General features: G+C 36.1%; 16 protein-coding genes, 1 tRNA gene and 1 riboswitch. Of the genes, 4 read left to right on the top strand and 13 right to left on the bottom strand.

Features of this window, described 5'->3' with window-relative positions; all coding sequences use genetic code 11:
* Window positions 1-9 precede the first annotated feature (9 nt).
* The 5 genes from JNUCC25_RS12345 to pdxR form a co-directional block, all read right to left on the bottom strand.
* Window positions 10-1,944: an alkyl/aryl-sulfatase gene (locus JNUCC25_RS12345; protein WP_064471694.1), complete on the bottom strand. Its 1,935-nt coding sequence runs from the start codon at window positions 1,942-1,944 to the stop codon at window positions 10-12.
* Window positions 1,945-2,338: 394 nt separating this feature from the next.
* Window positions 2,339-2,536, bottom strand: a complete 198-nt coding sequence (locus tag JNUCC25_RS12340; protein ID WP_013057131.1) for a ChaB family protein — start codon at window positions 2,534-2,536, stop codon at window positions 2,339-2,341.
* Window positions 2,537-2,601: 65 nt separating this feature from the next.
* Window positions 2,602-3,447: a DUF2971 domain-containing protein gene (locus tag JNUCC25_RS12335; RefSeq protein WP_013057130.1), complete on the bottom strand. Its 846-nt coding sequence runs from the start codon at window positions 3,445-3,447 to the stop codon at window positions 2,602-2,604.
* 138 nt (window positions 3,448-3,585) lie between these two features.
* Entirely contained in the window at window positions 3,586-4,218 is a 633-nt protein-coding gene (locus JNUCC25_RS12330; RefSeq protein ID WP_013057129.1) for a hypothetical protein, read from the bottom strand.
* Between the two features lie 513 nt (window positions 4,219-4,731).
* Window positions 4,732-6,165, bottom strand: coding sequence for a MocR-like pyridoxine biosynthesis transcription factor PdxR (gene pdxR / locus JNUCC25_RS12325; RefSeq protein ID WP_064471693.1), 1,434 nt, complete (start codon window positions 6,163-6,165; stop codon window positions 4,732-4,734).
* Window positions 6,166-6,301: 136 nt separating this feature from the next.
* Here pdxR and JNUCC25_RS12320 point away from each other — a divergent pair, with 136 nt between their 5' ends.
* Window positions 6,302-7,201, top strand: a complete 900-nt coding sequence (locus JNUCC25_RS12320) for a DMT family transporter (protein WP_029321870.1) — start codon at window positions 6,302-6,304, stop codon at window positions 7,199-7,201.
* A gap of 163 nt (window positions 7,202-7,364) precedes the next feature.
* On the opposite strand, the gene JNUCC25_RS12315 is transcribed toward JNUCC25_RS12320, so the two are convergent.
* Together JNUCC25_RS12315 and JNUCC25_RS12310 are read right to left on the bottom strand one after the other, a co-directional pair.
* Window positions 7,365-7,595, bottom strand: coding sequence for a hypothetical protein (locus JNUCC25_RS12315; RefSeq protein ID WP_223268904.1), 231 nt, complete (start codon window positions 7,593-7,595; stop codon window positions 7,365-7,367).
* A gap of 179 nt (window positions 7,596-7,774) precedes the next feature.
* The gene (locus JNUCC25_RS12310; protein WP_064471692.1) at window positions 7,775-9,076 is read right to left on the bottom strand and encodes a GH25 family lysozyme; all 1,302 of its coding nucleotides are present in this window, start codon (window positions 9,074-9,076) and stop codon (window positions 7,775-7,777) included.
* A 228-nt stretch (window positions 9,077-9,304) separates the two neighbouring features.
* Here JNUCC25_RS12310 and JNUCC25_RS12305 point away from each other — a divergent pair, with 228 nt between their 5' ends.
* Entirely contained in the window at window positions 9,305-9,853 is a 549-nt protein-coding gene (locus JNUCC25_RS12305) for an HD domain-containing protein (RefSeq protein WP_013057123.1), read from the top strand.
* Between the two features lie 106 nt (window positions 9,854-9,959).
* Window positions 9,960-10,031: transfer RNA gene (locus JNUCC25_RS12300), tRNA-Ala, on the top strand.
* Window positions 10,032-10,148: 117 nt separating this feature from the next.
* Here JNUCC25_RS12300 and JNUCC25_RS12295 read toward each other — a convergent pair.
* From JNUCC25_RS12295 to JNUCC25_RS12275, 5 genes are all read right to left on the bottom strand, one after another.
* Window positions 10,149-10,298, bottom strand: coding sequence for a hypothetical protein (locus JNUCC25_RS12295; protein WP_171843218.1), 150 nt, complete (start codon window positions 10,296-10,298; stop codon window positions 10,149-10,151).
* Window positions 10,299-10,473: 175 nt separating this feature from the next.
* Window positions 10,474-10,602, bottom strand: coding sequence for a hypothetical protein (locus tag JNUCC25_RS12290; RefSeq protein WP_255260860.1), 129 nt, complete (start codon window positions 10,600-10,602; stop codon window positions 10,474-10,476).
* A 555-nt stretch (window positions 10,603-11,157) separates the two neighbouring features.
* On the bottom strand, window positions 11,158-11,382 hold the full coding sequence (locus JNUCC25_RS12285) for a DUF6143 family protein (protein ID WP_029321863.1): 225 nt from the start codon (window positions 11,380-11,382) through the stop codon (window positions 11,158-11,160).
* A gap of 19 nt (window positions 11,383-11,401) precedes the next feature.
* Complete coding sequence (locus tag JNUCC25_RS12280; protein WP_223272356.1) at window positions 11,402-11,863, bottom strand: hypothetical protein; 462 nt, start codon at window positions 11,861-11,863, stop codon at window positions 11,402-11,404.
* 123 nt (window positions 11,864-11,986) lie between these two features.
* Complete coding sequence (locus JNUCC25_RS12275) at window positions 11,987-13,186, bottom strand: phosphoglycerate dehydrogenase (protein ID WP_013057119.1); 1,200 nt, start codon at window positions 13,184-13,186, stop codon at window positions 11,987-11,989.
* A gap of 168 nt (window positions 13,187-13,354) precedes the next feature.
* Window positions 13,355-13,433, bottom strand: a riboswitch (ZMP/ZTP riboswitch).
* 210 nt (window positions 13,434-13,643) lie between these two features.
* On the opposite strand from JNUCC25_RS12275, the gene htpG reads away from it, so the two are divergent.
* A complete protein-coding gene (gene htpG / locus JNUCC25_RS12270) occupies window positions 13,644-15,521 on the top strand; it encodes a molecular chaperone HtpG (RefSeq protein WP_078081855.1) in 1,878 nt (625 codons plus the stop codon).
* A 30-nt stretch (window positions 15,522-15,551) separates the two neighbouring features.
* On the opposite strand, the gene JNUCC25_RS12265 is transcribed toward htpG, so the two are convergent.
* The gene (locus tag JNUCC25_RS12265) at window positions 15,552-16,112 is read right to left on the bottom strand and encodes a tubby C-terminal domain-like protein (protein WP_064471689.1); all 561 of its coding nucleotides are present in this window, start codon (window positions 16,110-16,112) and stop codon (window positions 15,552-15,554) included.
* Between the last annotated feature and the right edge of the window lie 11 nt (window positions 16,113-16,123).

The raw sequence follows: 16,123 nt of genomic DNA, 5'->3' as shown, positions 1-16,123 counted from the left end.
TCAGATACTCTATTTTTCAGAAACAGGTGTCACAATATTAAAGTTTGGATCGACAGAATCCTGACAAGACAAAAAGAAATCCCATTTTGATTTATCTCCTTGAACAAATATGACCGAGCTATAAGAGTGATCATTTGTAGTTGTGAGTCGATATAAGGTATCTTGCCACATCGTTACCATCACCTCAGCTTTCTTTCGCGTATCTCCGAGATACCTAAAGATTCCATGCTTAAGTTCTGTGAGAGCTACTTCATTACGATCTGGTATTACAAACAATATACGATAGTTACATGCACCTGCCTTTAATCCATCTACGCGAATGCTAAATAGTTCTAAAATATTTTTTAAAGGAAGTGTATCCCATACTTCTTTTGTGATAATGTTGGCAGGCAGCGGTATATTACCTAAACGAAGTTCTTTGGCTCCTGTTAAATATTCATTTCGCCAAGGGCCAGATTCCGCTATATACCCTAATTGTTCAAGCGCGTCTGCACATAAAAGTTTTGCCTTTACATGGTGAGGATCAGCATAAATAACTTGTTTGGTCACTTCAGCTACCCATTGATAGTCGCCTTGTTGAAAACAGCGCTGCGCTTTTTTGACAATGTTGTCCGCTCCACCCATATACTCTACATACTTCTTAGCTGACTCTTCAGGAAACAGTTTATTTAAATCTACAGGATTGCTGTTATACCAGCCCATATAGCGCTGATAAACCGCTTTTGCGTTGTGGTTAACCGTTCCATAAAAACCGTTGGTATACCACTCGTGAGATAGGCTTTCTGGCAGCTTCATCATTCGGCCGACGTGATCAATGGTATATCCTTGATTCATGAGCCTTAATGTTTGATCATGAATATATTGATAAACATCTCGTTGATTTTCGATATAGGTAATACACGACTCGTTTCCGAACCTTGGCCAATTATGTACCCCAAATACAGTTGTTAGTTCTTGGCCAAATAAATCGATTGCTTGCTGCAAGTATCTTGCCCATGCTGCTGCGTCTCTTACTTTTGCTCCTCTGAGCGTATAGAGGTTGTGCTGAGTGGCCGTACAGTTTTCTGCAATACACAGAGACTTTTCACTAGGAATATAGATGTTCATTTCAGCAGGCGCTTCCGTTCCGGGCGTAAGCTGAAACTGAAATGAAACGCCGTCAATTTCTTTACTTACATAAGAATGATGTTGGGAAGGGCGAATTTCTTCTATTCCTTTAATAAGCGTAATTGTTCCAAACGAAATTTCTTTTCCGATACCGTTGTCAATTAAGCCTTTTTCATCGCGTCGCAGTCGAATACCGTACATGTATTGACTTCTTCGTGTCATTGCTGTTGCCGCCGTGACGTTTTCATCGATAACTGCGTCCATAAACCCAGCAGGAGCATAAACTTTACTATTTTTATTTTGTGTTGAGTCAGGTAATATCCCTAGAACTCCGCCGTAATGGTCTATATGCGAATGAGAGAAGATAACGGCTTTGATAGAGTGTTTACCGCAGTGCTGGTTTACTAGTTTAAGTGCTTCTTCTGCTGTTTCTTTTGACGTCAAGCAATCAATAACAATCCATCCCGTTTTCCCTTTAACAAATGTAATATTAGCCATATCAAAGCCTCTTACTTGAAAGATATTTTCAGTTACTTGATATAAGCCGGCTTGTACATTTAATTTTCCTTGTTCCCACAGTTTAGGGTGGACAGTAGCAGGTGTAGATTGTTCAAATAAAAAAGCGTACTTTCTTAAATCCCATACAGGATACAGCTGATTTTTTTTGAAAATCAGAGGAAAAGGTACGCGTACAAGAGCTTGGTAATCCGCAAGATTTTGTTCTACTTTCACTTGTTCCCAGTCTATGTTTTTATAAGTCTCAGCATTAGTCGCTGCAGTCTTTTGAGTAGCATCTTTTCTGTGAATCGTTAACTCCTGTTCATAATCAAACAGCATAACCCCCTCCTTTTTATTACTTTATGCGTAAAAATAAGACGAAGTACAAAAAGGGAGGGAAAATAGAGTCAATAAAAAAGAAGATGCGCTTAGCACGCATCTTCTTTTTATACTGAATGTTATGTTTGAATAGTCGAGTATTCTGTCTGAATTAGACAGCCTAGCACTTAGTATAACGATTGTTTACCAGTGTGCCTTTTGTAATCAAAACAAATCTTCCTTCTAAGGTGCTCAATACGTTTCTTGAAGTCGCTGTAAAACAATGCATGTGTACAGTCTCTCCTTTCTTGTATTGGCCTTACATAGAATGTATACCCTCGAAAAAATAATTGAAACCTAATTGGGAGATTTTTTCAAAAAATAATAATTCCATTATGGTTAGGCTCTTTTGTCACTATTTTTTCACCCAGTTGTCATTATCATCTTTTTTGTACTTCGTTTTCACCGCGTTCCAAGCAACTTTGTGAGCGGTAGCTTCTTCTTGGTATTCATCACTTGCTGAATTGAATGCTTCTTTATAAATTTCCTGAGCGTGATGAGGAAGATTATCTCTTACTCCATCCGGCAGTTCTTTTAATGAATTGTAAGGCATGATAGTATTCCTCCTTGAAAACATCTTTTACTACTGATTTACCTGTTTTCAAATAACATAAACATTTAATAAATATAGTCCCTATACAAGTCGGACTGAGTGACCTTTTTATAAGCGAGTCCGTGTTTTTTAGCAAGGGCTTTTACTTCATCTACACAGCTTTGAGCGCTTCTTGGGGACACGTAAATTTCATTGATAAGCTGATGTAAATTACATGTAAGGAGGTTACCATGCTCATGAGAAAACTCATACGATCTTTTTTCAAGGATATCCATTCGTTTTTGCCATTGATTTGCGGAAATACCTTGAATTTCGAATAGCTTTTGCAGTTTCCAAGCGTGTATACGACTTGCTACAATAACAAGCCTCAATTCATTTTCATGCTGATAGGATTTACGCTTGTAAAATAACGTGTCATATACAGAGTGACTGACCATTTCTTTTTGGAAGTCTATGTACTGCACTTTGCCAGAGAAGATTTTATAGCGTAAATCTTTAATACTGCACAATAAATTTTCATAGGTGGTTTTAATAGCTACGCCATCATTCCCCTTTAAATATAGATCCCACATTCCAGCGGCTTCGTAATCATTGATATGCCAGGATGAAACAGCAGAAAATTCATGGATTTTTCTTATATAGGTTCTAGAGGTACGGTTATGACGTTCGCCTTTTTTTCTTAACTCTTCTATGTTCCACATTGAAGAGCATCCTTCAAGGGGGTCCGAAAATGCATCAGGTTTTGCGAAAAAAAGCGCATTGGTTTCCAGTAAATCTTGAAAATCAGACAGCGGCATAAATCGCCACACCGTCGGATTATTGTGCAACTTATACCGTTCATCATAATCGTCATAGCTAGATTCGAATCTTTTGGCATATTCGTAAGCTTTATCTCTATAAGCTAAATCCATTGATTTTCCTCCTCTGAATGCATATTCATACTTGAATTATAGCACTTAATTGTTGTAATTTTCAAAATTATCCACCTGTATTAAGAGAGTTCTGTTATCAGAAAAGAAGACACGCCTCAACATCTACAGCGTGTCTTCTTATTTAATGAAATGAATGTTTTGCTTAACACTTTCACTTTCTGGCTGATTTAATTCCAATAAATAAATTTCATCCGCTCGAAAATCAGTATTCTTCATTTCTTTTTTTAAGGTACGAATAAAGGCAGCTGAACTTTTTCCGTAGGCTTCAAAATAATGAAACGTGTGTACAACAAATAGAATCGATGCTCCACTGTAATCTTTTTTGCTCTTTTTTTGGATGTTTTCTAGCACTTTTTCTATATACTCTTCTACAGAACCTTCCGTCTGGATACGGGGTAGAGCAAAATTTCCTGAATTCACCCTCTGTGCATCTTCAAATTCCAGTTTCCCATCTTTGTAAGAAGTAATTTCAATTCGTTTTTCAGTACCATCCGGCTGAAGAATTAATCCGTCGTATCCTTGACTTCCAATAATAAGCTTCAATTTTGAATTCCTCGGACAATAGGAAGATTGGCTGAAGCAATAAAGCGGATAAAACTCTTCAAAAAACTTTTTGAAACGCCCTTTTTTAAGTCGAGCTAATTTTATATATTCTCTGTTTTGATGAATCATTTGCTGCGTATGTTCAAAATACTGCTTCATTTCTTCTTGCGTCCTGTACACATCAAGATCTTTAAATAATTCATCCATCTTTTTCACCTTCAATCCCACCAACTAAAAAAGTCTTCTTACTTAGTAGATACATATTCATAAATGTGTGTGACAATTTTCTTTTTTTAAAGATATAGCTTTTTTAAAACAAAACGTGCACACTTTTCATTTTTTTGCATATCCTGTTATTCGTGCGTTCAATCATGAGCGTAAATTTCAGCCTTTAGTTGTAAAAGATGAACCGCAAAGTTACAGCTGATGGCGGATGATATGCGTCTGATTATTTCATAAACTATAACAAACAGAAAATTTAACAATAATTGAGGTGTTGAAAATGTTTGATAATGATTACGTAGTTAAAACCATTCACGATTTACATGTAAAACGTGCAGAAAGCAAATTAAAAGTCTTCTTAACTTATTTTTATCATAAAAAATAACATGTATTTATAGACGGTAATATATAGTCAGTTGTTAGTTGGAGTTTTTTATAGGAAGAAGAGTTTGATACAAATAAAAAGGAATAGTGGGTAATCCACTACTCCTTTTTTTACTATACTTGCAATTCCCGAATAAGTTCAGCAAGAATTTTAATGCTTCTATCGATATCTGGTAAAGAAGCATAGGCGTAAGAAAGCCGAAGATAACTGCCGGTTTCTTGTGCATAGATACTCCCAGAATTAAGCAATATTCCTCTTTTTAAAGCACGAGAGTATAAAGATTTCATTGAAATAGAAGGTTGAATATGCACCCATATAAAAAAACCTCCTTCAGGATTCGTCCATGTTGCTATATCTTCTGCATATGTTTCTAAAGCATTCAGCATAACTTTTCTTCTTGTTCGCAATTCCGTTCGTACCGTTTCCATATGCAGTTGATATAAGCCATTTTCAAACCATTCTGCTGCCACTCTTTGAGACAATGAGCTGGATCCATAATCTGTTTGCATTTTAATATCCGCCAAACGCTCAATGACTGGTTCTGGGCCGACTATCCATCCGATACGTAATCCCGGGCTTAATGTTTTAGAAAGACTGCTAACATATAACACGTGTCCATTTTTATCTAAAGCTTTTAATGGCGACGGAGGCTGTTTATTTAGCCATAATTCGCGGTATAAATCATCTTCAATAATAGGAAGCTGATGTTCCTCACATTCTTTCAGCAAATCGTAACGCCTTTTTTGGGACATTAATGTTCCCGTTGGGTTATGGAAACATGGATTTGTATATAAAATAGCTTGCCCTTCTTGAGGGTCGGCGCGTTTTATAGCTGTTACTTTTATTCCTTCCTCATCCATAGAAAGACCTTTGAGTTTCATTCCAGCTGATTGAAATACATGTAAAGAGTATAGATAAGAAGGTTTTTCTAGCAAAACCGAAGAGTTCTTTTGTAGCAGTCCAATTGAAATAAGCTGAAGAGCTTGAAGAGCGCCGGAAACAATTAAAATAGAATCTGGAGAAGATTCAATCCCCATTGTTTTCATATACGCACTTAACTCTTTTCGTAAAGGAAAATACCCCTTTGGTTCTTCGTACCCCAGAACCTCCATGTTTTTTGCTACTTTTTCCATAGCGTATTTCATTTTATCTTTAGGGAATATGTCAGGTGAAAGCTCTCCTTTGCTTAATTGAATAAGGTTTGAGTTAAATTCGGATTCATTAATATCTTGTACCATTGCTTGACTCGGACGATGCATACCTGATTTCACATGAACATTCCAATCGGGCGGAGTCGTAGCCAAAAGCGTCCATGTATTATTTATAACGATTGTTCCCTTTCCCATCTTACCTTCAATTAAACCGTCCGCTGTTAATTCCTCTAATGCCGTGATGACCGTACTTCGGTTAACATCGAACATAACAGCAAGCTTTCGCTGACTAGGAATTTTACTTCCAATCGGCCATTCTCCACGCGCAATTTTCTCTTTCATAAAATCAATGATTTGCTTGTATTTTGGATAACTCGCACTGTTCTCTTGATTCATACATTTACTCCTGTTTTTAAAGTGGTTGGGTTAATTGCTTTTAAACTGGTTGAAGACATTTTATCAAATGTTTATTAACATGGGAACCGCAATAGACACTGGTTGGATTAAAAATGAAAAATGGAGATGAATAGACATGAAATTAACGTTTAGTCTGGTGTTCTTACATATACTGATGATTAGCTTATGGGCTTCAGCATTTCCAGTTATTCAAATAGGACTAGAATCGTTTTCTCCTCAGCACCTCGCTTTTGTTCGGTTAAGTATTGCTTCTTTAGTGCTGTTAGTTATTGCAATAGCCACACACATGCGCTTGCCTGATATAAAAGATATTCCATTTCTTTTAGCACTCGGTTTTTTAGGTTTTACCGTATATCACACGGCATTAAACATTGGGGAAAAAACGGTGAGTGCGGGTATTGCGAGTTTACTGGTCTCGACTACTCCTATTTTTTCTTCGCTTTTAGCTATTTTTCTTTTTCAGGAGGAGTTCGGAAAAAGAAAATGGGTTGGATCTGCAGTAAGCTTTGCAGGTGTTGCACTTTTAACCTTCAGCAAAGAGAATTTTGTACACTCAGTTAATGGAATCTTACTGATTCTGCTAGCTGCCCTTGCAGAAAGCATCTATATAGTATGTCAAAAAAATTTATTGAAAAAGTATGGTTTCCTTTCTTTTGTGACGTACAGTATTTGGGGAGCTACAATTTCTATGCTTGTTTTTTTACCTGGGTTAGAAACGGAACTTGCACATATCTCTGTCAGATCAGCAATAAGCGTGATATATTTAGGATTATTTCCAACCGTTATTCCCTATATGGTACTCGCTTATCTGACATCGCGTATAGGTTCTGCTGAAGCTGCCATTTCTCTTTACTTAACTCCTGCGCTGTCCTTTTTCTTAGCGTGGCTGCTTTTAAAAGATATCCCGAGTGCAGCTTCCATTGTTGGAAGCATCATTACGTTATGCGGCGTGTTGCTTACACATAGTAAAAGAAAAGTAGTGGTAAAAGAGACAAAGTTCACAATGCAAAGGTAATGTGTATGTTTTAAGGAATTCTCTTAGATGCTATGTGTTTTATTTATATATTTTATTTAGAACATACTTTAATTTCTTCTTTTTGCAGTTTAATTAATAATTAATAAAAAAGCAGCGCCTTTCTTTAAATCTTAAACCAAGATTAAAGAAAGGCGCTGCTTTTTTATGTAGTTTCTAATTCTGCTTTTATTTTCCCAGCCACTGCGTGAGTCAGCTGCTGAAGATCGTAAATCTCTTCTCCTGAAAGTACTACATGTCCGTTTAAAACATGGTTATGTTTATATACTCGATACGTCACTTCAATACTTTTTATCGCACGCTCTACTTCGTCATTCACCATAATGCTTTCGTAGTGGTAGGACAGTGTTTCAATTCGAATCTGCGTATTTTTCATATTCATTCACCCTCCATGAGCTGTTGACTAAAAATATGACTGCTACAGGTGAACTATACATAGAATCTTTTTGGTTACCACTCCTTTTATTATTTAGAACATATTTTAATTACTTAATTGATGTCTGCTATCTTTTTTATTAAATCCCAAGACAAAATCCCACTCCGAAGAGCGGGGTTTTATTGTTTATAATACCAGCCTTTTTTATCTAAAAACTGCTTAACTTTTACAAAATCTAGTCCAGCTGCTGTGATTTCAGCTGATGGATTACCTATTGCATTTACATGTAATTCACTGTCAATTCCTTCATTTTTTAAGAAAGCACGGAATTCCGCTTCCATGTCTTTACTTAATCCACCTGTTTTAATTGTAACTGAGATAGGTTCTACATCTTTTATTTGCACAAATCCACCTGGCACAGCCCATGCTGCATACGTATAGCCATATACGCTAAATATCGTATCTTTTTTTATAGTTCTGAAATTCTCTGTTACATTCGCATACTTATAGACCTCAATATCCTTCTTCGCCTTTACTTGGAAAGAATATTTATCTCCCAGTGAAGTAACCTTCGGTAATGATTCTTCTATAGGATTACTTATACCTTTAAGCAATTCCATCATTTTAACCAATGTTTTTTCATCAGCTTTTCCAGTTGACGTTAATCCATACTTTTCTTGAAAAGCTTTAACAGCTGCAGTAGTTTCATTTCCATATTGACCATCGGTTCCGTGTTGAGAAAGGTCAAATCCTAATTTAGTTAAATTTTGCTGCAGTTCTTTTACAGCTAGTCCGCTATCACCTTGCTGTAATTGTGCTGATGGCTTATTATTTTCCACCACCGTAACACCTGTATTAATATTATTAAAGAAATCGAGATCCATTTCGTTAATATCAACATTTCCGTTAATTCCTTTTACCTTTCCTTGATCTGTATATTGGAACATAGCCCATCTATTCCAAATCGCTGTATTCCCCGGATTAGCAAACCCCTTAGAACCGTTACTTCCACTGTACCGGGCTACCCATAGCGGATATTTTGCTACAGCGCTTGTAAAGTTGGATTTAATAAAACTATATCCCGTGTAAAGAATAGGTGTGATGCTTGTTTTCTTTTCAATATACTCCATCCATCTAACTGCAAAGGCTGTGACCTGCGCTTTTGTTTTCCCTTTGTTTTCTTCCAAATCTAAGCAATGAGGCAAATCAACCTTCATGCTGCCCAACTTATTTAAAAAGAAATTAACTTCTGCAATAGGATCATTATCAGCATGAGCAAAGTGATAAAAGCCTACACGTAAACCTACATTTTTCGCTCCTATATAATTATCGTATGATTTTTTATCTAAGAAGGTTGTGCCTTCTGTTAATTTAATATACGCGCCTTTTACACCATCCGAAGCCACTTTTGCCCAATCAATTGTTCCATTGTGATGAGAAACATCAATGACCTTAATATTTTGATTATTACGGTTTTGCATTGCTATCACTCCTTCATACAAACTATGAATAAAAAAGGAAATGGCAACTGATACAGGCCTATTAAATAGCTATTAGGCTTTATAAAAAACCGTACAATAACAAGGGCTTTTGATAGCCTTACCTTATTATAAGAAATGAATTTGCGCAATTTTATAAAGTGAGGAGAGCTATATTCGTTTATACTAATAATATGAAGATATACTGTATAAAAAAAGTGGAGGAATATGATGTCTTTAATAAAAGAAGCACGTAGATATGCAGAACACGCTCATAGCGGCCAAATGCGCAAGCTGTCCGATACACCTTATATTGTTCACCCTATTAACGTAGGTAATATTTTAGAAAAAGCGGGTTTTAGTGAAGAAGTAATTGCAGCAGCTTATCTGCATGATGCTGTAGAAGATACAAGTGTAACACTCGAAGAAATTGTACAAAGATTTGGTTTAGAGGTAGCGGGGATTGTTGAAGCTCATACAGAAAACAAATCAAAAAGCTGGGAAGAACGTAAACAGCATACAATTCAAATTGTGAAAACTGGTTCTCTTGAAGTGAAATCTTTAATTGTAGCAGATAAATTAGACAATTTACGGTCTTTAAAAGAAAGCTACGATCAGCAAGGAGATACGATTTGGAATAGCTTTAAAAGAGGATTCGAAAAGCAGAAATGGTACTACGAATCCATCAGCAAATACGCTGCAAAAGGATTGGAACCAAGCCAAATTCCAAGCTTTTTTTATACGTACAAACAAGAAGTAAATGATTTTTTTAGAAGTTAATATTCATATGAAGAAATTAGAAAACACTGAAAATAACTATTGCGAACGCGCGGCATACGTATTAAAATATAGTAGAGTCAACACGCAATAAAGGCTCTACATAATCGGGACTGTAGTTCAGTGGGAGAATACTTGTCTGGCAGACAAGGGGTCGTGGGTTCGAATCCCATCAGTTCCATAAAACCAGTCGTATCAAGAGTTTAAAATACTTTAAAACTCTGCAGGATGGAATGGTTGCAATACTATTTCATCTGACCTCTTCATGATTTCCATGAAGAGGTTTTTTATTTTCTTTTTACGATTGATCCTCATGATTTTTATGATTATTCTTATCACTGCTCCTGCTGACAATTTCTCTAAGTTCGCCCTCGTCGCCTTTTGCATTGATGATTTCAAAAAGCTGATTCAGCCCTTCACTTGTTTCATCGTTTGGTTCTTTGCCCATTCTATCCCCTCCTTTTGCTTCTAGGATGCCCATTTTTTTCACATTGTTTCATGTAAAAAGCAATTCATCAATATTAATCGGCCGTAAAAGTATACCTTTACGGCCCTTGTGCAATTACTGGTTATACAGATATACTCAATCCATTCTTTAACTTTTGGAGCATTTTGTAGGGTTTCTAATACTCATCTATAATGAAATGATCATCACAAACTTCGTTAAAATCGCTCTCGTCGTGGAGATCTACTTCTTTATCTTTAGATATCTCGGTTTCTTGTGTAAATAGTTTAAAAAGCTTGTTTAGCATTATTCCACCTCATATCTTTCATTAATACATTCAGTATGATTAATTTATATGAAGCCAGTATGAATTGAAACTTAAGATAATGTGAATTTAGACATTAACGTGAGATGTTAAGGATGCTTACCCTTACCTGGACAAAAAGGTTACTTCATTCTACAAAGAGGTGATTAGTATATCAGCTGTATTTGGCATTCGTTCTATAACAGTCGTCTTTTTGCTTCCTCCCTGCTGCTATATAAAAAATACGGCATTCGTTTTTTATACAGTGTTAATCGATTTACTATTGTACTAGGTGGCTTAGTTTTATGTATTATCGCTTTAATCCTTGAGTCCTCAACATCCTTAAATACCATTCAAATCGCTTGTTTAGTCGGAATCATACTTTTGCTTGCTTTGTTTTTCTTTGGTTATATCCACAATCGAACGAAAAAACGCAAGCTATAAAAAAGAACTTTGTATGCTGCTGCAAAGTTCTTTTCATAAACGCTTACTGTTTTTTAAGAACTGTACTAAATATGAAATAGCTCATACACTTCTCATACAATCGCTAAGACCTATTCAGTTAACAGTCCTTCTTACGTTTTTTTCAAAACATCTATATGCAATTTCAGCTTTAATTTCTTTATTTCCCGGAGAAACTAGAAAAATAACGTAGGAACCGTTGTTTGAAAAGATAAATTTACCGTCTTCATCACTTACTAATGTCCTCGTCGGCTGCTGGTATATAAACGGATTGTTTTGTAATTTTATATTCCAATGCTTTTTTAATATTTCTACTATCACTTCTTAAAGTAGTAATCACCTATTCTTTTGTGGTCATAAAATGAAGAATTCTTACCTTTTTTTCACAATATTCAACAATTTTATAACAGGTTGTGAGGATATCATGTCTAGACAGTTCTATTTCATCAAATACAAACTTTGAAAGCTGCTTCTGCAGAACCTCCAACTTTTTGCTGTCTTCTTCATCGATCCATAGTCCTTCCGTAATACACACATCTGCTAGTTTGTTAATAGATTGAGCCGTCCAGTTTAAGCCGGCTGAAGAAACGGTTTTTGTAAGTAAATCATTTTTTATAGCTAGAATAACTTGACACACATGGGTATAGGCATCAACTTTCTTTTGGATAAATGCTTTGCGAAGCTCTTGTTTGTATTGCTCTTTCGACATCACTATAGCTACGACAGACGTAATGAATGTTCCTGCCAGCGCGATGAGCGACCCTATCAAAATTCCTATCAGTTCTCCTGACAAAACGTTCACCTCTTTAAAGGTATTTCTATATGCTATGAGAATAAAGGAAATGATATGAGGTAAACACCATGTAAAAACAGCCCTAACTTTTCTAAGTTAGGGCTGTAACACTAAAATATGACGGGAACCAAATTAGATAATACGACTTGTAATAATTCCTTCAATTTGACCGATTTTTTCTTCTAGCTCAGGCACAATCTCGTCACTTACTTGATTGTCAATATCGATCATTGTATACGCATATTCACCGCGGCTTCTGTTCACCATATCTGCGATGTTTAAATTGTAGTTTGAGAATACTTGCGTAAGTTGTCCTACCATATTCGGCACGTTGTGATGGAAAGCAGCTACGCGTTTTTTCCCAGTGTAAGGAAGAGATGCGTTCGGGAAGTTCACTGAGTTTTTAACGTTTCCTGTTTCCAAGAAATTTTTCACTTGACGTGCTGCCATTACCGCACAGTTTTCTTCTGATTCTTGAGTTGATGCCCCTAGATGAGGAATTGGCACAACATTTTTCATGTTCAAGACATTTTGATTTGGGAAATCTGTAATGTATCGGCCAACTTTTCCACTTTCAAGAGCAGCTTTCATATCTTCTTCGTTTACAAGCTCACCGCGTGAGAAGTTCAAGATATGAACATCTGGTTTCATGATGCTAAACGTTTCTTTATTGAAAACACCTTTTGTATCGTCCGTTAATGGAACGTGAACCGTAATATAGTCAGATGCTGCAAATAGTTCTTCTAGAGACATTGCACGCTGTACGTTGCGAGACAAATTCCAAGCTGTATTAACAGAAATGAATGGATCAAAACCAATTACGTCCATATCTAAATCAAGCGCATCGTTTGCTACAAGAGCACCAATTGCACCTAAACCAATAACGCCTAACGTTTTACCTTTGATTTCTTTTCCAACAAACTGTTTTTTGCCTGCTTCAACTAACTTAGGAATTTGATCACCTTGGCCGTCTAATCCTTTTGTCCATTCAACTCCAGCAAATAAGTTACGAGAAGAAGCCATAATTGTAGTTAAAACCATTTCTTTTACTGCGTTTGCATTAGCTCCTGGCGTATTAAATACAACGATACCTTGCTCCGTGCAAGCGTCCACTGGTATATTATTAACCCCTGCTCCAGCTCGTGCAATAGCTTTTAAATTTTGGTCAAATGCCATGCTGTGCATGTTAAAGCTACGCACGACAATCGCATCTGGGTTTTCGCTGTCATTGTCAATTTGATAACCTTCTTGATTAAAAACATTTAGACCTTTTTGTGCAATGTTGTTTAATGTTTTGATTGTTTGTACTTTTTCCAATGTTAATGTGCTCATTTTGTACTCTCCTCTGATTATCATCGTAGTTTTACATGTTTTTACCTTTGAATAAAGGAACTTCGTTTTTAATTTTTTTAAAAGTCTGGTTTTTCAGCCTACATGTCTGGTAACTTCTATATCCTCTCCCCCTAAACAGAAAGAGGTAAGAGATATGTATTAATCCCTTACCTCTGCCCAGGCGAACGGCTACGTCACTATATGCTTCCTCACGGTTATCCGCGTTTCGCCAGTCACATATAGTCTTTGAAATTAAGTATATTCTAGCAAACTCTTTCAGAACGTTCAACCTTTTTTTAAAAGTTTGCTTTTTTCAGTCTAATTTTTAATCTCTTTAGTGAATCTCCTAATATATTGACAAATATCCTAATACATGTTAAATAAGAAGAGTGATTAGCACTCTATCCACTGAAGTGCTAATTGTTTTACAAGCCCTATTTGGAAAGGAGAACTTCTTATGTCAAAAAAAGAATTCAAAGCCGAATCAAAGCGATTATTAGAGATGATGATTAATTCCATCTATTCTCAAAAAGAAGTATTTTTGAGAGAACTTCTATCAAATTCAAGCGATGCAATCGATAAAATTTATTACAAAGCTTTAACAGACGACTCCTTGCGTTTTAACAAAGAAAGCTATTACATAAAAGTAACACCAGATAAAACTAACCGTATCTTAACCATTACGGATACTGGGATTGGCATGACGCAAGAAGAGCTTGAAAGCAGCTTGGGCACAATTGCGCGAAGCGGTTCCCTTGCGTTTAAAAACGAAAATGAAACAAAGGACGGGCACACGATTATCGGCCAATTCGGCGTTGGGTTTTACGCAGCGTTTATGGTGGCAGATGTCGTAACGGTGATTAGTAAAGCGTTAGGCAGCGGTGAAGCCTATAAATGGGAATCTACTGGTGCCGATGGTTATACAATCGAACCTTGCGAAAAAGAAACGGTTGGGACTCAAATCATTTTAAAAATTAAAGAAAATACAGAAGATGAAACATATGATGAGTATCTAGAAGAGTATCGTTTAAAAGAGATCATTAAAAAGTATTCAGACTTTATCCGCTACCCGATTAAAATGGACATAACGGAAAAACGTCCTAAAGAAGGTTCTGATAACGAGCTAGAAGATTATACAGAAGAGCAAGTTATCAACAGTATGGTACCGATCTGGAAGAAAAACAAAAATGAATTGACTTCAGAAGACTATGAGCAGTTTTATTCAGAAAAGCGCTACGGATTTGATAAACCGCTCACTCACCTTCATATTAATGTGGATGGAACGATTCGCTACAATGCCATTTTATTTATTCCAGAAAATAGTCCGTTTGACTACTACTCAAAAGAATTTGAAAAAGGGCTTGAACTGTATTCAAACGGCGTCTTAATTATGAATAAATGTGCAGACCTTCTTCCAGATTACTTTAGCTTTGTAAAAGGTATGGTAGATTCTGAAGATTTATCTCTTAATATTTCACGTGAAATTTTGCAGCAAGACCGCCAGCTTCAGCTGATTGCCAAAAACATCGGCAAGAAAATCAAAAATGAATTAAAAAGCTTGCTTAAAAACGAACGTGAAAAGTTCGAGAAGTTTTATAAATCATTTGGCCGCCAGCTGAAGTACGGCGTTTACAGTGACTTTGGCAGCAACAAAGACGTATTAAAAGACCTGCTTTTATTCTATTCTTCTACAGAGAAAAAGCTCGTAACACTAGATGAGTATGTATCGCGCATGCCTGAGGATCAAAAGTATATCTATTATGCATCAGGCGAATCGTACGACCGAATTGAAAAACTTCCTCAAGCAGAATTGGTTGCAGATAAAGGGTACGAAATTCTGTATTTTACAGAAGATATCGATGAATTTGCCATTAAAATGTTAATGACGTACGAAGAAAAAGAATTTAAATCTGTTTCAAGCAGTAACTTAGGGATTGAAGCAGAAGAAGAACAGCTCAATGAGTCTGAGGAAAGAGAAAATAAAGAGCTATTTGACTATATGAAAAAAGCTTTAGCGGGAAAAGTAGGAGATGTGCGCGCGTCTAAACGTTTAAAAACACATCCCGTTTGCTTATCAGCTGATGGTGAAGTAACGATTGAAATGGAGAAAATTTTAAGTGCTATGCCTGATAATCAGCATGTAAAAGCAGAGAAAGTGTTAGAAATTAACGTAAATCATGATGTATTCGCTTCTTTAAAAGATGCATTTGAAAGTGATAAAGGGAAATTAGACCTTTATACAAATTTATTATATAACCAAGCTCTTCTAATTGAAGGCTTATCTATTAGTGATCCCGTTGAATTCACAAATGATATTTGTAAAATCATGATATAAAAATCAGGCGCAGAATCATTCTGCGCCTGATTATATGTATGGCATAATAAAAGTAGTTATATAGTAAGAAGCGATAAAAATGGGTACGGGCAGTTCTTCTATTACTCTTATTGAGTGTTTGCCTTCTTTAAAATGAAAAAGGTCTGTTTTAAACTCTGCGACTTTTTCTCTTTTTTGATTAAAAATACACGCTTCCTCTACGGCTTCATGACTGCTTAACATGTAGACGTTATTTCCCCATCTAATTTCTTGTTGTCCTTCGTTTTTAATTATTCCTTTACCTAATAGATCCCCCACTGTTTTTCCATTTTCTTTTATCACCCACCGGTGTTTTTTCACGTGATCAATAAGCACCGTTCTTCCTTCCCATTGAACTTGTAAATGTACCTTTAAGCCGCAGGAAAAGATAGGAAACCAAGAAATAGAATCTAAAACTGGAAGTCCATCACGAGTTAAAAAATCAATACTTTTAGTCCACATATTCTTATGCATTCTCTTAAGTTGTCCGACGTTTTCTCCATTTTTATTTGTAACTGCTACGGTCTTCCCCGCTGATTTAAAATAGGGAAGATAAAAAATATATTCTTGCATATAAGCCTCCA

The organism is Priestia sp. JNUCC 25 (assembly GCF_053667915.1).
The sequence above is the reverse complement of the archived record's forward strand: the minus strand, read 5'-3'. Positions and strand labels throughout refer to the sequence as shown.